General features: G+C 58.8%; 18 protein-coding genes. 3 read left to right on the forward strand and 15 right to left on the reverse strand.

From position 1 onward, the window contains the following. Positions 1-15: 15 nt before the first annotated feature. The 15 genes from tssL to tssH form a co-directional block, all read right to left on the reverse strand. Positions 16-1,317: a type VI secretion system protein TssL, long form gene (gene tssL, locus G3O06_RS00190; RefSeq protein WP_241019417.1), complete on the reverse strand. Its 1,302-nt coding sequence runs from the start codon at positions 1,315-1,317 to the stop codon at positions 16-18. Beyond that, entirely contained in the window at positions 1,314-1,592 is a 279-nt protein-coding gene (locus tag G3O06_RS00195; protein WP_205814473.1) for a PAAR domain-containing protein, read from the reverse strand. The genes tssL and G3O06_RS00195 overlap by 4 nt, the downstream gene beginning before the upstream one ends. Positions 1,593-1,662: 70 nt before the next feature. Continuing rightward, complete coding sequence (locus G3O06_RS48815) at positions 1,663-2,271, reverse strand: DUF6708 domain-containing protein (protein WP_241019418.1); 609 nt, start codon at positions 2,269-2,271, stop codon at positions 1,663-1,665. 368 nt (positions 2,272-2,639) lie between these two features. Next, positions 2,640-3,581: a DUF6708 domain-containing protein gene (locus tag G3O06_RS00205; protein ID WP_205814474.1), complete on the reverse strand. Its 942-nt coding sequence runs from the start codon at positions 3,579-3,581 to the stop codon at positions 2,640-2,642. 1 nt (position 3,582) lies between these two features. Continuing rightward, positions 3,583-6,138 (reverse strand): T6SS effector BTH_I2691 family protein, encoded by a 2,556-nt coding sequence (locus tag G3O06_RS00210; protein ID WP_205814475.1) that lies wholly within the window; start codon positions 6,136-6,138, stop codon positions 3,583-3,585. Next, positions 6,135-6,986 carry a DUF4123 domain-containing protein gene (locus G3O06_RS00215; protein WP_205814476.1) on the reverse strand — a complete coding sequence of 284 codons (852 nt, stop codon included), beginning with the start codon at positions 6,984-6,986 and terminating at the stop codon, positions 6,135-6,137. The genes G3O06_RS00210 and G3O06_RS00215 overlap by 4 nt, the downstream gene beginning before the upstream one ends. A gap of 7 nt (positions 6,987-6,993) precedes the next feature. Further along, on the reverse strand, positions 6,994-9,531 hold the full coding sequence (gene tssI, locus G3O06_RS00220; RefSeq protein WP_205814477.1) for a type VI secretion system Vgr family protein: 2,538 nt from the start codon (positions 9,529-9,531) through the stop codon (positions 6,994-6,996). A gap of 75 nt (positions 9,532-9,606) precedes the next feature. After that, positions 9,607-9,942, reverse strand: a complete 336-nt coding sequence (locus G3O06_RS00225; protein ID WP_205814478.1) for a hypothetical protein — start codon at positions 9,940-9,942, stop codon at positions 9,607-9,609. A gap of 256 nt (positions 9,943-10,198) precedes the next feature. Then, positions 10,199-10,657 carry an inner membrane protein YiaA gene (yiaA, locus tag G3O06_RS00230; protein WP_205814479.1) on the reverse strand — a complete coding sequence of 153 codons (459 nt, stop codon included), beginning with the start codon at positions 10,655-10,657 and terminating at the stop codon, positions 10,199-10,201. Between the two features lie 44 nt (positions 10,658-10,701). Next, the gene (gene tssK / locus G3O06_RS00235) at positions 10,702-12,048 is read right to left on the reverse strand and encodes a type VI secretion system baseplate subunit TssK (protein ID WP_205814480.1); all 1,347 of its coding nucleotides are present in this window, start codon (positions 12,046-12,048) and stop codon (positions 10,702-10,704) included. Between the two features lie 31 nt (positions 12,049-12,079). Beyond that, the gene (gene tssJ, locus G3O06_RS00240) at positions 12,080-12,586 is read right to left on the reverse strand and encodes a type VI secretion system lipoprotein TssJ (RefSeq protein ID WP_174914198.1); all 507 of its coding nucleotides are present in this window, start codon (positions 12,584-12,586) and stop codon (positions 12,080-12,082) included. An 87-nt stretch (positions 12,587-12,673) separates the two neighbouring features. After that, positions 12,674-13,159, reverse strand: a complete 486-nt coding sequence (locus tag G3O06_RS00245; RefSeq protein WP_174979552.1) for an Hcp family type VI secretion system effector — start codon at positions 13,157-13,159, stop codon at positions 12,674-12,676. Positions 13,160-13,252: 93 nt separating this feature from the next. Continuing rightward, complete coding sequence (gene tssC, locus G3O06_RS00250) at positions 13,253-14,746, reverse strand: type VI secretion system contractile sheath large subunit (RefSeq protein WP_205814481.1); 1,494 nt, start codon at positions 14,744-14,746, stop codon at positions 13,253-13,255. 27 nt (positions 14,747-14,773) lie between these two features. Then, complete coding sequence (gene tssB, locus G3O06_RS00255; RefSeq protein ID WP_205814482.1) at positions 14,774-15,316, reverse strand: type VI secretion system contractile sheath small subunit; 543 nt, start codon at positions 15,314-15,316, stop codon at positions 14,774-14,776. Between the two features lie 38 nt (positions 15,317-15,354). Beyond that, the gene (gene tssH / locus G3O06_RS00260) at positions 15,355-18,048 is read right to left on the reverse strand and encodes a type VI secretion system ATPase TssH (RefSeq protein ID WP_205814483.1); all 2,694 of its coding nucleotides are present in this window, start codon (positions 18,046-18,048) and stop codon (positions 15,355-15,357) included. 514 nt (positions 18,049-18,562) lie between these two features. Between tssH and G3O06_RS00265 the strand changes: the two genes are divergently transcribed. Genes G3O06_RS00265 through tssE form a run of 3 tightly spaced genes read left to right on the forward strand, consistent with a single transcriptional unit; the run spans position 18,563 to position 20,632 of the window. Continuing rightward, positions 18,563-19,234, forward strand: coding sequence for a TagK domain-containing protein (locus G3O06_RS00265; protein ID WP_205814484.1), 672 nt, complete (start codon positions 18,563-18,565; stop codon positions 19,232-19,234). Then, positions 19,231-20,082 carry a type VI secretion system accessory protein TagJ gene (locus G3O06_RS00270; RefSeq protein ID WP_205814485.1) on the forward strand — a complete coding sequence of 284 codons (852 nt, stop codon included), beginning with the start codon at positions 19,231-19,233 and terminating at the stop codon, positions 20,080-20,082. Before G3O06_RS00265 ends, G3O06_RS00270 begins: the two co-directional genes overlap by 4 nt. Further along, entirely contained in the window at positions 20,075-20,632 is a 558-nt protein-coding gene (tssE, locus tag G3O06_RS00275) for a type VI secretion system baseplate subunit TssE (RefSeq protein WP_205814486.1), read from the forward strand. Before G3O06_RS00270 ends, tssE begins: the two co-directional genes overlap by 8 nt. The last annotated feature ends 10 nt before the right edge of the window (positions 20,633-20,642 follow it).

Here is a 20,642-nt window from a genome sequence, read left to right on the forward strand (position 1 = left end):
GGAAACGGATCTGGCTTATCGTGCGACGTCGATCTCGACGCGCCGGTTTTGCGCACGCCCCTGCGCACTGCGGTTGTCGCCGACCGGATCGGCATCACCCTTGCCGACGGCTTCGAGACGGTTCGCCGGCACCCCCGCGGCTTGCAGCATCTGCATGACCTGGATGGCGCGTTCTTCCGACAGCACCTGATTCGATGCGAAATGCCGGCTGCGAATCGGCACGTTGTCCGTGTAGCCGATGATCGTTACCTTGCCCGGCACCTTGGCGATCTCGCCCGCGATCTTCGAAATCAGCGGATTCATCGATGCCTGAACCGAAGCGCCGCCGGGCTTGAACATCGCGTCGCCGCGGAACGTGACGGCGCTGTGGCGGGCATCCTCGTCGACGCTGACGGTGCCGGCCGCGATTTCATCCTTGAGCAACTGCTTGAGGTGCAGTTGCTGTGGTGGAGCCGGCGGCGGGGTCATGCGGGCGATGTCGGCGATCTGCTTCTGAATGTCCGCGCTGCGACTGAACAGTTCGTACTTGAACCATCCGAAAAGTCCAAGCAGGATCACCGACAAGACGGTTACGGTGGTCCATACCGGAAAATCGGTGACCGACAGGCGCTTGCCACTCGCGGTCGATTGCCAGTGGGGCGATAGCGTCAGCGGCACAGGCTCGCGCTGCAACGTAATCACGTTGTAGAGTCGCTGACGAATCGCGTCGTGCTTGCGCTTGCCGTCGGTCACGCCTCGATAGCGGCCTTCGAAACCGAGACTGAGGACGCGGTAGATCACTTGAAGGAGGTCCCGGTGCTCATCCGGGTCCTCCAGCAAGCGGCCAATCAGAAGATAAACCTTGTCGCCGCCCTTGAGATCTCCGTGGAAAGTGGTTGCAAGACCGCCATTGATCCATTCGATCGCCGATGAGCCATTCTTGCCCCATGCGGTTTGCGCTACCGCTTCGTCGAGTGCCGTACACAGACAGTAGCTCGCGCCGATCATGTGATCGCGTCGAATATTGGCCCGTTCGCATAGTCTCTCGAACGCGCGGACCTCTTCCACGAGAAGCGTTCGTAACAACACGGTTGCATCTTTCGATTCGAACGTTTCGGGCATGTCGGCCTGCGCACGCAGCAAGACGCGCGATGCCTCGAGCAACGGGTTCCGTGCAGCCAGGATTGCATTCAGTCGCTGCGATTCCACTTGTCCCGGCGGGATGACGTAAGTCTTCAGGTTTCGATCGGGGTCGACGGTATCGGCAAACGTTGGAGCATCGGCGGGAATCGATACATCCTGCTTCTGGCCACCCAGATATTTCGCACGATCCATCATCCGATCCTCGCAACGGTATTGCTGACTAGTGCACATCCACACTCGGTTCGATGTCCGTGCAAAGCCACACGAATTCCACCGACCGTCAGCGTCGGATGAGCTTCGATAATCCTGTTCACTCCGTGCGGACGACCATCCGGATAACGTTGCGGACAATCAACCAGATCGTGAAGTCGTGCGATAGGCTTGCCGTCAATCGTGTGTGTGGCGGAACCCGTAATGATCTGGCCTCCGTGATCGGTGCCGTCTCCTAGTACTGCGATGGGAAGGGACATGAAATCGCCTTTGGTCATTATTCAGCCATATCGGCACTTTGAAATTCATTATTTCGATGAAGCTATGCCTTCACATCGGCTCCATCGGAATTTTCTCCGGGTTGCGCGACGCATCGCGAAGATATGGATCAAAAGGATCCACCTGGCACGCAGCCTCAATTTCAGCAGGCCATACCGGAATCTTGCTCGTGCGCATCGCGAACCATCGGCCCAACGACGCCACAAAGAAAACGGGAGAAAGTAATATCTGGCCGATAGGTTGACCATTTAGCGAAAAAAACATGTACCTGAGACCAACCCTGTATTTCTCACGTCGCTCGGCAATATCATGGCACCAGTAGACGTCGCGATAGACCGTGGCAGGACCTTCCTCCATGTATCGGCGGACGAACTCCCAACTGTGCTTCAACTGATCCACTAGCATCGTGTCGCCGGGCAAAGCGAATGTCTCTCGTACCGTTTCTCCATCTGCATCGAGTATATGGCCGCGGATATCCCAATTCTGCCGGCCTGCCGTTCGCTCACAACGTCCGAGGGTGAAGAATATATCATCCCACTTAGCTTCCAGAACCGTTCCATTTCGACGAAACACATACACTAGACGATTCCCATAATTAAATCTTATCGGAAAATGCGTCCACGAAAACGCCTCCTTTAGTAGCAGCCACACCATCAACATCCAATATGGAACAGATACCCCAAAAAAATATCAAAAACGCAAAAAACTCGATCCCGACCCTCATAAACAGCGGAATAAAAAATGAATAAATCGGCACCGACAAACCAAACAAACAAACGACCACCATCGACCCCCTACAAATAAACCAGCGATCAACACATTCGAGATACGTCGAATTCATTCCGACCACGGAAATGTTGTAGAACGGTGAAATATCGAGCGATATTCCTTGACAGAGCCGATTGGACCTCTCCTCGTCGGTCAGCTTTCAATTGATACGGTATTTCTTCGCATAAAGTCCCGTGTAGTCCATGTCACCCCCCAGTCGCGACCGCTAGATCGCTCATTTTTTCGATGAAGCTATGCCTTCACATCGGTTCCATCGGAATTTTCTCCGGGTTGCGCGACGCATCACGAAGATATGGATCAAAAGGATCCACCTGGCACGCAGCCTCAATTTCAGCAGGCCATACCGGAATCTTGCTCGTGCGCATCGCGAACCATCGGCCCAACGACGCCACAAAGAAAACGGGAGAGAGCAATATCTGGCCGATAGGCTGACCATTTAGCGAAAAAAACATGTACCTGAGACCAACCCTGTATTTTTCACGCCGCTCCGCAATATCGTGGCACCAGTAGACGTCGCGATAGACCGAGGCCGGACCTTCCTCCATGTATCGGCGGACGAACTCCCAACTGTGCTTCAACTGATTCACTAGCATCGTGTCGCCGGGCAGCGCAAATGTCTCTCGTACCGTTTCTCCATCTGCATCGAGTATATGGCCGCGAATATCCCAATTTTGCCGACCAGCCATTCGCTCACAACGCCCAAGGGTAAAGAATATATCACTCCATTTCGCTTTCAAAATCGAACCATTCGGCTTAAAAATATACACCATACGATTTCGATAATTAAATCTAATTGGAAAATGCGTCAACCCAAATGATTCCTTGAGCAGCCCCCACAGAAGGAGCAGCCACAATGGAGCTGCAAAAGGAAGAGCAAAAAACATGAAACCAAAATCCGATATTTTCGGAATTAAATGCACTGGCGAGAGCATGTACAACGGCATTGCAATCACGCTCGCAGTTATTGAAAAAAAATACAGACACATAGCCGTCATAAATCCCCGATGAATAAACCAACGATCAACACATTCGAGATACGTCGAATTCATTCTGACCACGGAAATGTTATAGAACGGTGAAATATCGAGCGATATTCCTTGACAGAGCCGATTGGACCTCTCCTCGTCAGTCAGCTTTCGATTGATACGGTATTTCTTCGCATAAAGTCCCGTGTAGTCCATGTCACCCCACAGTAGCGATCACCAGGTCGCTCATTTCAGCATCTACATTTTGATAGCGGTCTTTCGCGTCCAAGACTCCCCAGTAGCAACGCTTCAGCCACTTGTCGATCTTGTCGTCCTGCAGAAATGTGGCAATCACGCCCGATCCAACGAAAACCAAAATCGCAAAAATCGACCAAAGTACAGAACCGACTGCGATCAGGAGTGCGGCAGCCATTCCCGAAAACGCCGAAACAAAAAGTGCTCCCGATAGCGCGAAGTTTTTCTGCTGATAAGCTTCAAACGCATTTTTTCCATCCCAAAATGCATTAATTCCAGCGGCCAAGATTCCCAGACCTTTCGATACAACCCCGAACACACGTCCGACGACCTCCAACATCACGGCCCGCCCTCTCAGCAAAGTCGTCTCGGCCAAACTGCCAGTAGCCCTCGCTATGGAGTCGGCCACCGTGGAGCCCAACGCGATCACTGCGCTACCCAGCCTGTACTGACTTTCCAGCATGTCGTCTTTCATCGAACCCGCCAGATCTTTCGACACCTTTTGATATGCAGCCCACTGAAAGAGTCCCGCTAGCATGTTGCCGATAAACGGTATCGCTTTACCCGCGGTTGCTACCCTCTGCGACAGATTGATCCGCTCCCGCCAAGCCGACAGATTCAGTCTCTCGATCTCCTCGGCGGAACGAATCGAGTTCGCAAGCCATTTGGCCTGTTCGGTCTTGCTCAGTCCTTTTGGCATGCCTTTGATCGACTCCTCGTCGATCATCACCAGGAACTTCGACGAGACAACCGTACTCATCGGCTCCCCCCGAATCTGGAGACGGCGCAAGGCGAGCGACACCTCTCTCTGGAGAGCATTTTTGCCAATATTCTTACTGCCCGATGATTTCAAGAGTTGGCGGATAAGCGACGCGCGATATGTCTTGTACGAGCCAGTCAACTCGACCGGCACGACCGCTCGACCGCTAACCACGCCGCATGCGACCAGGGCATGACGGACCGGCCCATCCGCTGCACTTTGCAACACCTGGGTGATCGACCCGCCGAGCGATGCCAGCAATTTACCCAGCACCTCCGGCGCCTGCTTGGCCACGCCATCGATGGAATTGTTGAACGCCAGCATCAGGCCGTCCCAGCCGACGGCCTGCCACGTGACCTCCGGCTTGAGGCTTTCCGAAAATTTCTTCTTGTTGCTTTCAAGATTCAGAACGATGCCGCGCAACACGATATTCTTGTCATCGGAAATCACGCCGTTAAGCCAGCGCGCATACAACTGCGCGCAAGGCTTGAATTGCTCCGTGCCCTGGATGCACGCGGTGAGAATGCGAGCGTAGACGAGCCCAACTTCGGCCGAAGTGTCGTCGTGTGTGCAGTCCAGATAGTTCCGCATCTGGTTGCTTGTCATCCACTGAACGTGAGACGCTGCCAACGGATGCAGTATCTCGTCGAGGAACCGACCATACTCTTTGTTGAACTCACCCTGCCATTTACCACGCGCATCTTCGTCGTAGTCGAGCGCATACTTCGCCCACGATTTCGATGAAACTTTGCGTAGATCCGCCACCGTGGTATCGGGAAGTTTCGGTGGATTGGCCACGTAAGTGATACGCCCAAGCCCATCCGGAACGTAATGTCCGTCTTGCTCAAGTTCGTCGCCCGCCACAATCTCATTCATCTCCGCCCGATCGGAGACCGCACCCCGAAGGCTCAGAATTGCGGTAGAGACGCTCAGTTTTCTGGATCGGTCGGCAACGGTCATAAAGCTGTCATGAAGCTCGATGGTTCGAGCACCGATTTCCGTGGCCACGCTTGCCGGATCATCGATGACCAGCATGGCCGCAGGTTGAGGCCCCAGTGACGAGGCGGCGCGCAACAGGCCGTCTGTTGTCGATGCCCGTGAGTTGAACCCGTAGGGTGAAAAAGCAAAGGTTTCGACCTTCGCTTTCGGCGAATACTCCGCCACAACGGATGCCACGTCGTTCAAGGTCTCGGCATGAGATGCCTTACGGTTTCCCATCCACTTTTTCACATCGAATACGCGCATGTGGCGACTACGATACCCCTCGTCCTGATGGAGTTGAAGCACGCGCATCGTCCATTCTGCATCGGAATAACCAACCCAGATTCGCCTCGCGCTAGTCGGGTTTTTTACCGTAATGCAGGCCGCTATTTCCCGATGTCCTGTCTTGTCGCAAGGTTCACGGCCCACGGTATAAGCACCATTCAACGGCACGCCTACCGGCACCTTCATCAGATAGCCATGCTTGGTAATCCAGTACTTCTCCCACACCCCGCGTTCGTCGTACACGTATAGGAAGCCACTGCGCAATGTCCGGCCCGTATAGGCGGCCGCTCCTTTCAACGGAAGATTCTTTCCCCCATCACTATCGACGGGATGCAGATTGTCAGGCAGCTCTGGTGCGCGAGAATCGGGATGCATGACTGCTGCGCGAATCGGGAGAATTGCAAGACCTGATTTTCGGCAAAACTCGCAGTCGCCCAACGCAGTCTCTTTTGCCTTAGCCAATGATGTCGATGAAGAACTTGCGTTGGTCACGGTGCCTCCTGCTTCTGGTTAATCCGTTCGATGTATGTAATTAAGTTGTTCCATTCTTTCTCCGAGAACAATGCCGTCGCTTGTGCGTAGAGTCCGGGCGTTTCGACCGCATCTCGGAGATGAGGCACCAGCTTCGGGTGCTTGCTGAAACCGCGGCCGAGAAGGCAGCCGTGCCGAGCAAAAGCCACGCAGTCGTGCGCATTCACCAAACCGAACTCGCTCTGAGCTGCGCCCAGCCATTGATTTATCTCCTGACTGCAGCGCCACATTTGCTTTATGTCGTGCGGTTCCGGCATCGTCGCAAGCACGTCATTGACCAGTCCCACGTTGGTCAACGCAATCGATTGGAACTCGTCGAGCTTGCTCCACCGGGCTTCCGGTCTGTCACTGAACTCGAGCTCATACCAGAGGCCCTGGAAGGGCACCCACCAGCGACTCGCACCGTCGCAAAGCGAGGCAAGATGTGGAAGTGGCAGCACCCACAGCAAATGAACGAACACGGCAGGGTCTGCAAAGCGCAGCAGCGCACGCGAGTCATCGTCCAATGTGATGACGACGTGGCGAGCCAATTGACGCGCTTGGGCCTCGGCACTCAATTCGCTGCAGATCAACATCGCCGACGCGACCTCTGCAGAGTCTTCTGTCAGATACTGCTCGACCCTTTCACGTTGGGTATCGTCAAGCTCATCAAGGCGAAGCACTACCGGGAGCAAATGGTGTTCATTTGAAAGCCATTCAGGCACGACATCATGCCAAGGCAAATCGCCCGCCCAATCCTGAATGAGGAGACGATCAGCGAGCAGATGCGTAGTGACCGACATTGCATCGGAAAGTGAGTAGCTTTGCATGCGTCCCTCACGAAAGCGGCACGATCGCCGCATGCTGAGCCGCCGCTTTGACCGTACTCAACTCACAGACCTTTAGTTCGGCGGCCGGCACATCTCCCGGCGAACTTTTCGGTCCCGGCATCTGGTGAGTTGCGGCATAGGACTGCCACTGTCCCGGCGTGCCGTTGGTAATACCGGAATGATTGAGCGTGATGAAGCTCTTCCCGCCACGTAGCGATAGTTCCTCTTCGGCCCAGATTTCAATCCGCGTCGCAGTCTGCCGGATCCTGATTTTCGCCATCAGGTTAATGGCGTCCTTGAGGGCTTCGATGTCGATTGAGCCAGCGCCCGCAATAAGCTTGATCCCCGCCTCGTAGACAAAGATCCGCAATTTTTCCTTGACGGTTGCAAACAGTGATCGTCCAGTCGCAATGGCAAAATGCTCGCCCGTCGTCAACGCCAAGTGCTCACCGCTTGCGACGTGCGTGCTACCCGCTGTCGTTGTCTGGATGCCAACCGGACTGGCAAGCGTCAGGTGTGGCTCGACAAACTCCGGAAACGGGGCATCGTCTGACATTGCTCCACCTCGTATCGCATCGTTCTGGGCCCTCAACGCGGCCGTGACCTCACTTTGATCGGCGTTCGCGTCCTGCGCCAAGTTTTGCTGAGCCAGCTCGGCCAAACGTTCGTGGGTATCGCGCGCGTCCGTGAGTCGCTGGACCGTCTCACCCATATCCTTGGCATGTCCCTGCGTATCCGGCCGTGCCTCAGTCGTAATCAGCATTCCCATCGCCGAGCGCACCACGCCCCACTGGCTCGTTACCAATTCGAAGCCCCGACCGCGCTCATCCTGCCGCCCCGCATTGCCGGCAATGCGCGTGATATACCCCAGATTCAACTGGGAGGCACCTTCGTCGCTCGACAGGTGCGCCTGGATTTTTCCGTTCGTATCGTCGAAAGCAAGCGTATTCGCCCGACGACCGCCGACCTCTCGGCTGCGATAACCCGCCAGCGTCTGGTTCTTTGGCAACGCGAACGGCGGCATGTTGAACGCATTGGTCGCACTACCTACGATGATCGGCAAGTCCGGATCGCCGTTGACGAAAGCGACCTCGACCTCATGCCCTCGACGCGGCAGAAAAATTCCGCCGAACTGATCGCCATGCCACGCACCGGCCACGCGCACCCAGCAACTCGATCGCTCATCGTTCTGGCCCAGCCGGTCCCACAGAAACTGCAGCTTCACCCGCCCATATGCATCGGTCCAGATTTCCTGATTCTCCGGACACGTTACGACGGCATATTCGACGCCGTTCATACGTGGCTTTGCAATCGTACGCAGCAGCCTGAACGGCTCATTGGTCGGCTGCACCGTAAAATCCGCTTCGCAACGGTATCGCTGGCCGGATCCCGACGCTTCGCCGATCTCCTCGATCGTCAGCTTGCAGGCGATCACCGCATACTCGCGATTCGCCGCATCCTGCGGATAGTGCGACAGCACGAATGTCTGGCCGGTTACCACGCCCCGCAGGTTGCCATTGCCGTAGGCTCTCAGCCCCTGACAACGCCGAGCCTCCATCTGCACCAGCGTCAGGTATTCCGCTTCCGTGCGCGGCTCGTTGTGATCGCCCGAGAGCCCTGCCGCGCCAGCTTGCGGCTGCGCGTAATCGCCCCATGTGTAATGCTCCTGGTGGGCGAGCCCCGTGTCGCGAGGATCTTCCTGCATCACCTTCAGATCCGCCCGTGGCAACGTATAGTCGTAGTCGATGCTCGTCACCGCGCCCGTGGTCAGCGCATGGGAGACTGAGAAGTCCTGAATGTGTTCCTCGTCAAACCGTCGGCCGGTCGGCGGCTCGTAGCGAAGCGTGGCATAAGCGTCACCCAGCGGCTTGAGCGCGCCCATCGAGTCGCACAGCACAAGGCGATGCTTGCCTTCGCTATGCTCGAAGAAGTAGTAGATGCCCCACTCTTCCCACAGGCGCTGCAGGAACGTCCAGTCGCTTTCGAGGTGCTGGCGTTGAATGTCCCGCTTGGGCCATACCTTGTTCGGTCGCGGTGTCGTGAGACGTTTTTCGACCGGGAACGGATAGGACGAGAGCACGGTATCTGTGATCTCGACCACGGACATGTCCTGAAAGATTCGGCAGTCGCAATTCTTGGTTGCATGCCAGAGCCACGGCCGCAGCGTGAGCGCATACACGATCGAACGGCCATCCTCACGCACGATCGTCGCGTGGCTGACGATACCGGTGATCTCGCGCTCGCCGGCACCGAGATTGGCCATGCCGGCATTGCCGGCCAAGCCGGGGATGAAACGGCCCTTGCCCTCGATCTGAATCGATACGGTCACTTCCGTGCCGATCAGCTTGTCGAGTTTGACGTTCGCCGCGATGCTCTGCGAAAACCCGAGCGCGTCCGGCGTTTTCAGCTCGAGCCTGTACTCGAACAGCTCGCCAATGGTCTCGCCACCGGTGAGTTTCACCGGCGTAAGGATCGACTGACCACCGTACAGCGGCAGCGCAGCGCCGGAAACCGATAACGTCCGTGGTGCATCAAACAAAGCCATTCCGACATCTCCATTGAATCATTTGCGCCGCGGCTTACCTATAGCGCGTTCGGATTTCGACGCCTACGCTCCGATTCATTTCCAACCGTTGACGATTTGAGGTGGATTATTTGAAAAATAGATCAGCAAGATAATCGCAAAAGCGGTTAGCACACCAATTATCGATATAAGGCCAAGAAAGACGCCGCCTGCCACATCAGACTTTCCAAACAAAAACAAAATAATGGCGATACCAACAGCAACCAACTGCGGCGCGAGAAGACCATAGAGAGCCGAAGGCAAAAACTGCCCCATATCAAAAATAGAGGTGACGACGTAGCCCAAGAGTACAGTCAGCCAAGCCAGACCAATACCGCGTCGCATCGATTTTTTGGGAGTTGGCTCCGAAGACTGCTTAGTGAGATTTTCCATTTTTCATATTCGAGTTAATTAACGCGCGATCTTGGATCAATTCGCTATCTAGCTCGCTCGCAACTGGCGTACTTATGCGCGTACGCCCTACAATTCGAGCTTGAGTGACGGGAAATCGCCTGCAATGTGCAACGCGCCCCTTGATGCGCATGACCGCCTCTCAAAGCGGCCCGGCCTGCGTCAATACCGTTGTATTGGCCGGGTTGCGCAAATGCAGTGCGACGTCAACTCACATCTCGAGCCCTATGCTGATGGATCAAACTCTGCTTTCTGAATCTTGAGTCTCGAAAGTTGAATTCGACTCCGGGAATGTCGATCGCACTGCCTGAATGTCGCGAGTATTCTTCTGGACAGCAACCGCACCGAATAGGCCGAGCACAAAAGCCATGGCATAGAAACCCTTTTCGCTCAACGCGCGCGTTGCGTTGACCAGCCCGACGCAGAGCAGCAGAATCGCGAGAACCAGCGAGGTCCAGCTCAGGCCGTAGTAAATTCCCGTGACCGGAATCCCCTCGACGCGATCGCGAACGCTCTTTTGCAACGAAATGGCCGCGTAGAGTCCGTACGCCAGCACCGTGAAGTAATAACCGCGCTCGTTGAGCTGCATGTCTGAGTTCCACAAGCCAATCAGGTATGCACATGCGCCAGCAAGCAGCGCACCCCATGAGGCTGCAACGAATGCAAACGAAGGCTGTTGAGCTGAACGGTCGACCATCGGATTTCCTTTTTGAAGGTATTCGGTTCTTCGCGTGACCGCGCTTATGCGCGCACGCCCCACAATTCGAGCTTGAGCGACGGGAAGTCCCCCGCGACGTGCAGCGCAACGCCGCCGTGACGCACGACCTCCTCCCAAAGCGGCCCGCCCTGGGTCAATTCGTAATAGATGTAGCCCGCGTTGAATGGAATCTGCCGCGGCGGCACCGGCAGCGCCTCCAGGCCGATGCCCGGCAGGTGGCTACGCACGAGGCTCGGCAACTTCTCCGACGGCCCCGCCTTCGCCTGCGCAAGAAACTGCTGTTTCAACACATCGGCCGGCATTGCCGCGTGAACGGCCAGTACCAGAGACGCGAAACCCTGCATATCAACCGGATCGACCACCGCGTTGCGCATGCCGTGACCACGATCCTCGAGCACGATGCTCTGTGCGCTGCGCACCAACACGGCGTTGAGCAGCCGGTGCGTGTCGTCGACGACCGGTTTCAAGCACACGTGCGGCGTCGTATGCTGATAGGGCGGGTGCGTCTCGAGCGGCCGGCGCGTGTCGGTTCGCAGATGCGTCGACAATTCGCCCGCCATGCCGATCAGCAGCGCGTACACGTCGGCCGGCGACGTCGCCGCCACGCGCAGCAGATGCTGCAGCAGCGGCTCGTAGCGGTTCAGAATCTGCAGCAGCAGGTAATCGGTAACTGTCGCCGCACTTGCGGTCGTCTCGTCGGTGCCGGCGAGCCGCTGCGCAAGCGCATTCGCGCGCAGGCGCGCGAGATCATGAATCTTTGTGACCCAGCTCGTCAGTAGGTCGCTCGCGCCGTAACCGGATACCGGCGGCACGAGCGTGTCGTCGAGCACGATGCTTCCGTCCGCGCGGATCGTCTTAACGCACGTGAGTGCGAGACCGATCCAGGCATCGCCCAGCTCCTTTTCCGGCAGCAGGCGTACGCGCAAATTCGACAGCTGCACCGATTCGGGCGCAAGACCGATCGAGTTCGTGTCGCGTAGCTCCGTGTCGAACACCTGATAGCGTGCGAGCGAATCGGGTGTGTTGTCGAAGGTGGTCTCTTCGCAATTCGGCAACCGGATGGGCACGGCCAGGTAGATGACCTGGTCGAGATGCTCCTGCCGAATCGTCAACGGCGGCGGCAACGGCGTGTTGCCCGGTGCATCGAACGGCGTGCCGTCAGCGAATACACCCGCAGCCGATTTGACGATGACCTTGCCAAGCGCGAGCGCCTCGATGTCCAGCGCGAAGTGCGTGAAACCAAAAAAGAACGGCGACAGCGGCGCCGCGCGTTGATGCGCGTATTTCTCGAAATAGCGGTCCTGCTGCTGGAACAGCTGCGGACGGAAGAACAGCCCTTCCTGCCAGGCGACCTTGGCGTACCAGCTCATGCGTGCCGTCCGTTTTGTTGCGCGACATGTTTCATTTCTTGGCTTCCGTAATCCTGACAGCCTTGGCCTCGATATCGATGGTCAGTTTCAGCTTTGGCGTGAACAGGCGGTACCACGCCTTGTCCGGTGCGGCCGGCATTGCGTAGACTGCGCGCCATACCGTGTTCGGCAAGTCACGATAAGCCGCGATCACGCCGATGGTCTTCGTCGCCGGATCGGGCCGGCGTACGAGCGTCTGGTGCTCGCCAGGGCGCAACTGCAGTTCGTCGCGTTTCACAACGTCGTCGGCCAGCACCGTTTTGTCCTGGGTCTGCAGCGTAAAAAAATCGGCTGACTCGAAGGCACCGTCGCTCTTCAGTTCGTAGATGCGCACGACGATCGGCGCAGCCCTTCCCCGGTCGTCCGGATTGGCGTCGGGCAGCGCGTTCACGCGCATGTCGAGCCGAATCGGCTCCTTCGGCTTCGGCTCGCCACTGCTCGCGCAGGCGGAAAGCGCAAACGCGCAGGCGAGTGTGGTAACGGTCAGTAGCGAACGCATGCCGCGATGAACCCTCGTTGACAGTACGAGACACCCGACAACCGGCGGAGGCGATGCGCCTGCGCCAGTTGCGAGGCATCCACGTAATTACGCTTCCTTGTTGCCCTTGATGTCGAAGCTCGCGGTCACGGCGCCACCACTGCCGCCCTGCGCGTTCTGCACGACGTATTCCTGCTTGACCTTCGCGAACGACAACGACACCGATTCACGGCTCTTTTCCGCGTCGTTCTTGCTACCCGACGGTTTCACGCGCGTGACGATCACGTCGCTCATCGTGAGCTTCAGATATTCGAGCGGGTTGCCGCCGGCCTTGCGCATCACCAGCGTCGCCTGGTCGATGTGTTTACCCGTGAGCGCATACTTCATCAGGTTCGGACTTGCGCGGTCGATGTTGTGATCGAACGTCATATCCTTGACGGTCGCCTTGCCGGCACCGCCGCCGCTTCCGGCGTGCATCGTCGATTCCTGCTGGATATCCCACTCCCAGTTCAGAACCTCGATTTCGTCCTTGTGCTTGTCGTCAAGCGACTCGCCGTTGATGCCGTCGATCTTCAGGAAAATGTCCTGTGCCATGAGTAGTACTCCTATTGTTAAATGATTGAAAACTGACTGATCGTCATCTACTGAAGCAGTTCGATGTCCGCCCCTGCCGGACCTACCGTATGGTTAAGCCGCTTCCTTGATCGACGGCAGCTTCGTCACGAGCCGCAGCGAGACGGTCAGCCCTTCGAGCTGGAAGTGCGGACGCAGGAAGAATTTCGAGTTGTAGTAGCCGGGGTTGCCCTCGACCTCCTCGACGACCACTTCAGCGGCCGCGAGCGGCCGACGGGCCTTCGTCTCCTGCGACGAGTTGGTTGGATCGGCGTCGACGTAATGCATGATCCATTCGTTCAACCACCGTTGCATGTCCTCACGCTCCTTGAACGCGCCGATCTTGTCGCGGACGATGCACTTCAGGTAGTGCGCGAAGCGCGAGCACGCGAACAGGTACGGCAAGCGCGCAGACAGGTTCGCGTTGGCCGTCGCGTCCGCATCGTGATACTCGGCAGGCTTCTGCAGCGATTGGGCGCCAATGAAGGTCGCGTGATCGGTGTTCTTGCGGTGTACGAGCGGAATGAAGCCGTTCTTCGACAGCTCGGCCTCGCGCCGGTCCGAGATCGCGATTTCGGTCGGACACTTCATGTCGACTCCGCCATCGTCGGTCGGGAACGTATGGGTCGGCAGATTCTCGACCGTGCCGCCCGACTCGACGCCGCGAATCAGCGAGCACCAGCCGTACTGCTTGAACGAGCGGTTGATGTTGACGCCCATCGCGTACGCCGCGTTCGCCCAGCCATAGCGCCCATGGTTCGAACCGTTCGTGTCTTCCTCGAAATCGAATTCGTCGACCGGGTTGGTTTTCGCGCCATACGGCAGGCGCGCGAGGAATCGTGGCATCGCGAGCCCCACATAGCGCGCGTCCTCGGTGTTGCGCATCGAGTTCCACGCGGTGTATTCGAGGTTCTGCATGAAAATCTTCGTCAGGTCGCGCGGGTTCGCGAGCTCCTGCCACGACTCCATCTGCAGAACTGACGGTGCGGCACCGGTGATAAACGGTGTGTGCGCGGCAGCCGAGACCTTCGCGATCGAGCCGAGCAGATCTACGTCTGGCGGCGTATGGTCAAAGTAGTAGTCCGCAACAAGGCACCCGTATGGCTCGCCGCCGAGCTGGCCGTACTCCTCTTCGTAGATTTGCTTGAAGAGCGGGCTCTGATCCCAGGCAAGGCCCTTGTAGCGGCGCATCGTGCGATGCAGTTCGGCCTTCGAGACGTCCATGAAGCGGATCTTCAGGTGCTCGTCGGTTTCGGTGTTCGACACGAGGTGATTCAGGCCGCGCCAAGCGGATTCGAGCGCCTGGTAATCCTCGTGATGCAGGATCAGGTTGATCTGCTCGGAGAGCTTGTGATCGATCTGCGCGATGATCGCCGCGATGCTCTTGTAGGCGTCGTCGCTGATCGTCGCCGTTTGCACCAGCGCCTGCTCGGCGAGCGTCTGAACGGCCAGTTCAACGGCTTCGCGCGCGTCGTCGGTCTTGGGTCGGAACTCGCGTTCCAGCAGCTGACTGAAATCGGATTGGGTATCCGTCTGCGCAACCGCGGCCCGTGCTTCCTGTTTCGCCATGATGGTCATCCTTTATCGGTTCATCGGTCAGTTCGCGCCGTCTTGATCGGCAGTTTCGTCCGCTTGCCGCTCGGGCTTCGGCGCGGCGGCCAGCGACTTGAGCAACGCCGGGTCCTGCAGCAACTGCGTAACGAGCGCCTCGGCGCCCGATTTGCCGTCCATGTAGGTCTGCAGATTGGCGAGTTGCGTACGCGCTTCCAGCAGTTGGCGCAGCGGCTCGACCTTGCGCGCGATCGCGGCAGGCGAAAAATCCTCCATGCTCTCGAAGGTCATATCGACCATCATCTGGCCCTCGCCCGTCAGCGTATTCGTCACGGCGAATGCGACGCGCGGCCGGATCGCCTTCATGCGCTCATCGAAATTATCGATGTCGATTTCGAGAAAGCGTCGGTCCGATACCGCCGGCAGCGGCTCGATCGGATGCTTGCCCGACAGATCGGCAAGCACGCCCATCACGAACGGCAGCTCGACCTTCTTCTCCGAGCCGTAGACCTCAACGTCATACTCGATCTGCACACGCGGCGCACGGTTGCGCGCAATGAATTTCTGCGAACTGCGGGATGCGGCCATGAATGAAGCTCCTGAACGGTGGTGGTTGGATGACAAGCTCAGAGAACCGGCTCGTCTGAATGAAGGACGTTCGCCTCGAACGCGAGGGCCTGTGCTGGTGGGCGGGATGGGTCGGCCACGCCGATCGCAATACGCGACAGCATCTGCTTCGACGTAGAGGCATCGAGCCACAGCGCGGCCAGTCGAGGCAGCACGTGCTGCTCGATGAATCCGATCAACACGCGTGCGCCTGTCTCCTGCACGAGACAGCGGTCGACGATGTAATCGACGACCGCGTGGTCGTACGTCAGTGCGATGTCGCGGCCGTGGGCCATACGCTTGGCGACGCGCCCCAGATGCAGGCGGACGATGCTGGCGAGCGCACTGTCGGCAAGCGGCCGGTAGGGCACGACGGTCACGCGCCCGAGGAACGCCGCCGGGAAAACCTTGAGCAGTTCAGGCGTCAGCGTCTCCCTCAGGCCATCCTGATCCGGTGCGAGCAAGGGATCAGCGCAGAGACTCGTGCTCAGTTCGGAACCGACGTTGCTCGTGAGCAGGATCGTCGTGTTGCGGAAATCGATGTAACGACCGTCGCCGTCTTCCATGTAGCCTTTGTCGAACACCTGGAAGAACATCTCATGCACGTCGCGGTGAGCCTTCTCGATCTCGTCGAGCAGTACGACCGAATACGGACGGCGGCGCACCGCTTCGGTCAGGACACCGCCCTCGCCGTAGCCGACATAACCCGGAGGCGCCCCTTTCAGGCCCGAGACGGTGTGTGCCTCCTGAAACTCGCTCATGTTGATCGTGATCAGGTTCTGCTCGCCGCCGTAAAGTGCTTCGGCGAGCGCCAGAGCCGTTTCCGTCTTGCCGACGCCCGAGGGGCCGGCGAGCAGGAACACACCGAGCGGCTTCTTCGGGTCGGTCAGGCCAGCGCGCGCGGTTTGCACGCGTTCACCCATTTGACGCAGCGCGCCGGTCTGGCCAATCACGCGTGCCTCGAGCGTGTCGGGCAGCATGCGCACAGCCGCGACCTCGTCGGTCACCATGCGGCCCACAGGGATGCCGGTCCAGTCGGACACGATTTCAGCGACGATTGCCTCGTCGACCTCGGGGAAGACCAGGGGCATCTCGCCCTGTAGGTCGGCAAGCGCACGTTCGAGATCGCGGAGCTTCGTGAGCGACGCGGCCTGATCCCGTAAACACTCACCCTCGTCAGGCGCAATGGTCTCGCGGGCGGCCAGCAATGCCCCGGCGGCGGCGGCCTGAGCACGCCAGCGATCCTGGACTGCCGCCTCTTCCGTTACCAGCGCATCGATACGGCCCCGCACGCCGGCCAATGCCCTGTCGGCATCCAGACCGATGCGCGCTTCCTGCACGAGCAACGCTTCCTCGGCACGCGCGGCCGCAAAACGCTGACGCACGTCGTCCAGTTCACGCGGCGCGGCATGCTGCGACAACGCCACACGCGCGCAGGCGGTGTCAAGCAGGCTGATGGCCTTGTCCGGCAGCTGACGCGATGGGATATACCGGTGTGACAGCGTCACCGCCGCACGGATCGCTTCGTCAAGCACCACGACGCCGTGATGCCGGGAAAACGTATGTACGAGCCCGCGCACCATATCGACGGCGGCAGCTTCGGACGGCTCCGCAATCTGCAGCACCTGGAAGCGTCGCGTGAGCGCCGGATCCCTTTCGATGTGACGCTTGTACTCGGCCCATGTCGTCGCACCGATCGTACGGCTCGAGCCGCGCGCAAGCGCGGGTTTCAGCAGATTGGCGGCGTCGCCCGTGCCCGCCTGCCCGCCTGCGCCGATCAGCGTGTGAATCTCGTCAATGAAGAGGATCACCGGCGCCTGCGATTTTGCAGCGGCTTCGAGCAACGCTTTCAGACGCGCCTCGAACTCCCCTTTCATGCTCGCGCCGGCGAGCAATGCGCCGACGTCGAGCGACAGCAGCCGCACATCGGCAAGCTTCGGCGGCACGTTGCCCGACGCAATCGCGCGCGCCAGCCCTTCCACGACGGCCGTTTTGCCAACGCCGGCCTCCCCCGTCACCAGCGGATTGTTCTGCCGACGGCGCAGCAGCACGTCAATCATCGTGCGAATCTCGAGTTCACGGCCGATGACCGGGTCGATCTCGCCCGCGCGAGCGCGCGCCGTCAGGTCGGTGCAATATTGGTCGAGCGAACCACCCTTCAATGCGACTGGCATTGCGCCGGACGCCTCGCCCGGCGTTGCCGTCGAAAAGTCGCTGTGGTCGTACGGCGCATCGGCGGCTTCGGGCGAGCCGTCGATCCATGCGGGCAGTTGATCGTCCAGCCCGTCAACCGGGATCTTGCCGAACGCGGGGGAGATTGACAGCAGAACGCGCCGCAGCTCGGGCGTCGAGACAAGCGCAGCAACGAGCCACGCGCCGCGCACACGACGATCGCCATGACTCAGCGTCGCAAGCACCCATGCGCGCTCGATCGCCGTCTCGATGTGCCACGAGAAATCGCTGATCGAACTGGCGCCGGCCGGCAGCGCGGCCAACGCCCTTGCGAAATCCCGATCCAGTGCGTCGCGATCGATGCCAGCGTGGCGCACGATGCGATGCAGGTCACTGTCGGGTTGCTGCAGGAGCTGATGCAACCAGTGGACGAGTTCCACGTACGGATTGCCGCGCAGCTTGCAGAACTGTGTCGCCGATTCGATGCTGCGGTAGAGCTGAACTCCGAGCTTGCCGAACAGCGCCTGGCGTGAAATCGTCATGCGAACCTTTTTCTTGTTTATTCGGTATGTTCCCGGCCTCGGCCATAGCGATCGGGAATTCTATTCATGCGACATTTATCTACTGCCGCATTTCGCACACAAGGAAAATGAAAGCTTCTCAGGTCGCGCATTATTTCAACCAATTCGCGTCGCCGTCAACCCATGTGAACGATAAAAAACCGAGCCAAATCTCACCTCATCGCTTCTCACAAACCAAAGATGCGACATTCAAAAACCGTGTTAAAAATGCACAAACAGAACAAAAAGTACAACACGCAAACTGTTGTTTTAATTGACTAATTCAGACTGAAATGTGAATTATTTTTAACAAAAAAAACCATTACCAGACCCGCTATCTTGATATTCAGCAAGTCCGACAACACCCCTTATTAATTAATAAATTATTTCGAGACTTAATCTCGATAATATTTTCAAATAAAGACATCACACTTCAATTTGAAGAATTACCCGATCTCATGGGTAAAATGCGCATTCCTTCATATTCGCATCCTCCATGCGCTCATTCCGTATGCCGTGGCACCGCCGCCCCGACACCTCGCTTACCGAGCCCGAGCTGCGCAACGAGCCACCCGATTCCGAGAAGCGGGAGGACAGCGCGGACTTTCTCCTGTTCGAACCATCAGATCGCGTGGGCAGCAATACGTCGATCCTCAATCTGATCGGCAGCCACGGCGTGACTGCCGATACCGCGCGGGGAAAACGCGGCACCGGGTCGCAGGCGATGCCATTGCCTGAGCGCACCGACGACCTCGTCGAAACGCTTCACGCGCAATACTGGCGCGCGCTGACGGATCCACACACCGCCCTTTCCGGCTCATGGGGCGAACAACTAGACTCGCATGCGACACCTGTTGCCTCAGTCATGCCCGATTCGCACGACCTCTGGCCAACGCCGACAAACGCAGCCGCCTCCGGTTCGATCGAAGTGATGCTGTCAGGCAAACGCAACCTCGAGGACGCGTTCGGCCACCTGAACACGGGTTTCACTCCCGAGCTTGAGATCGAACCCGTGCCAGAAGTCCTGCGCCTCTTTGCGCCCCCCGAATTCCATGCGGCCGAAGCTCGCCGTGCGCCGGCCTTACCGCCCGCGCTCACCCGGCGCGAGCATCACGCGCTATCGGTCGATAGCCCGCTGGCCGCGCCTGTACGCAAGGACGACGCATGAACATGCCATTTGCTGCCGAAGAGCCGTTTAGCCGCGGCCTGGACAACCTGCCGATCGCCGCGCAGATCGAGCGGATCGAATCGCATATTCGCGCGCAGCCGGCCCTCGCCGCCCATCGGTGGGCGCTGTTCCAGTGGCTGTGCGTAACGGGCGACTGGACACGCGCCGTGATTCAACTGCAGACGTGGGCAAAGCTCGAGCCGCAACAGGCGCAGGCCGCCCAGGTTGTTCGTGACCTGATCCGGGCCGAGCGCTGGCGTCATAAGGTCGTCGTAGGGCGGGAGCGTCCAGGGTTCGTTCTCGAACCTGCGTCGTGGGTCAAGGAGCTGGTGGGTGCATTGGAATTGGCCGCGGACGGACACGACGAACTCGCCGATGACGCCCGCGCAAAGGCGCTCGACGCGGCGCCGCTCATTGCCGCACGCACACCGGGTGGCGTCGCAAGCTGGATCGCCGACAGCGATTCGCGTTTCGGCCCGGTGTGCGAAGTCATCACGGCCGGGCACTATCGATGGGTACCGTTCGCCGATCTTGCCGCGTGGCGCATTGCCCCGCCTGCGAACCTCATTGATCTAGTCTGGGCGCCGTGTGTGCTGACACTGAGCGACGGCAGTACCGTGCGCGGCTTCATGCCTGCCCGCTACCCCGGCTCGGAGGCCGCGATCGATGCCCTGCGTCTGGGGCACGAAACGGCCTGGCATGACGCTGGGCGTACCGCCGTCATCGCGCTCGGACAAAAAACCTGGACAACGGATCAGGGGGATTTCGGTCTCTTCGAACTGGCCCACGCGCAGTTCGGCTCGCGTATCGCGGACGGCGCCACCGCCGGAGAGCCGGTCGATGACTGAGCGCAAGCGGCATCCCACTCGGGGCGACTCGCTCGTCGCCCGCCCACCGCGGCGGGCAAACGCACACCTGATGCCGACTCTGCTCGACCGGCTGCGAGACGACGCACCGCATCGGCTCGTCGAAGCACCCGAGGAATATGCCATCACACGCAAGCAGATGCGCGACATCGTCCAGCGCGATCTCGCCTATCTACTCAACACGACAAGTATTGAAGACCGGATCGAGCGCGTACGCCACCCGCAAGCGGCCGCGTCGACCGTCAATTTCGGCGTGCCGCCGCTCGCGGGCACCTTTCTCGCGTCGCGCCAGTGGAATGACATCGAGCAAATGATCCGGAAAGCCATCACTGATTTCGAACCGCGGCTGATCCCCGATTCGCTGGTGGTGACGCCCCGCCAGGACGACGCCGCCAGCGGCCATCACAATGTGCTCGCGTTCGAAGTGCGCGGCCTGGTTCACATGGACCCGTATCCACTTGAATTCATGGTGCAGAGTTCGCTCGATCTCGATACGAGCGAAATCCAGATCACCGGCATGCGCTCCCGGTAGGCACCGCATA

This window comes from Burkholderia sp. Ac-20345 (assembly GCF_017104825.1).
Lineage (GTDB): Bacteria > Pseudomonadota > Gammaproteobacteria > Burkholderiales > Burkholderiaceae > Burkholderia > Burkholderia lata_B.

Coding starts and splice junctions, on each gene's coding strand:
- tssL (WP_241019417.1), bottom strand. CDS start 1,317: ATGATGGATCGTGCGAAATATCTGGGTGGCCAGAAGCAGGATGTATCG.
- G3O06_RS00195 (WP_205814473.1), bottom strand. CDS start 1,592: ATGTCCCTTCCCATCGCAGTACTAGGAGACGGCACCGATCACGGAGGC.
- G3O06_RS48815 (WP_241019418.1), bottom strand. CDS start 2,271: ATGTTGATGGTGTGGCTGCTACTAAAGGAGGCGTTTTCGTGGACGCAT.
- G3O06_RS00205 (WP_205814474.1), bottom strand. CDS start 3,581: ATGGACTACACGGGACTTTATGCGAAGAAATACCGTATCAATCGAAAG.
- G3O06_RS00215 (WP_205814476.1), bottom strand. CDS start 6,986: ATGCAAAGCTACTCACTTTCCGATGCAATGTCGGTCACTACGCATCTG.
- tssI (WP_205814477.1), bottom strand. CDS start 9,531: ATGGCTTTGTTTGATGCACCACGGACGTTATCGGTTTCCGGCGCTGCG.
- G3O06_RS00225 (WP_205814478.1), bottom strand. CDS start 9,942: ATGGAAAATCTCACTAAGCAGTCTTCGGAGCCAACTCCCAAAAAATCG.
- yiaA (WP_205814479.1), bottom strand. CDS start 10,657: ATGGTCGACCGTTCAGCTCAACAGCCTTCGTTTGCATTCGTTGCAGCC.
- tssK (WP_205814480.1), bottom strand. CDS start 12,048: ATGAGCTGGTACGCCAAGGTCGCCTGGCAGGAAGGGCTGTTCTTCCGT.
- tssJ (WP_174914198.1), bottom strand. CDS start 12,586: ATGCGTTCGCTACTGACCGTTACCACACTCGCCTGCGCGTTTGCGCTT.
- G3O06_RS00245 (WP_174979552.1), bottom strand. CDS start 13,159: ATGGCACAGGACATTTTCCTGAAGATCGACGGCATCAACGGCGAGTCG.
- tssC (WP_205814481.1), bottom strand. CDS start 14,746: ATGGCGAAACAGGAAGCACGGGCCGCGGTTGCGCAGACGGATACCCAA.
- tssB (WP_205814482.1), bottom strand. CDS start 15,316: ATGGCCGCATCCCGCAGTTCGCAGAAATTCATTGCGCGCAACCGTGCG.
- tssH (WP_205814483.1), bottom strand. CDS start 18,048: ATGACGATTTCACGCCAGGCGCTGTTCGGCAAGCTCGGAGTTCAGCTC.
- G3O06_RS00265 (WP_205814484.1), top strand. CDS start 18,563: ATGCGCTCATTCCGTATGCCGTGGCACCGCCGCCCCGACACCTCGCTT.
- G3O06_RS00270 (WP_205814485.1), top strand. CDS start 19,231: ATGAACATGCCATTTGCTGCCGAAGAGCCGTTTAGCCGCGGCCTGGAC.
- tssE (WP_205814486.1), top strand. CDS start 20,075: ATGACTGAGCGCAAGCGGCATCCCACTCGGGGCGACTCGCTCGTCGCC.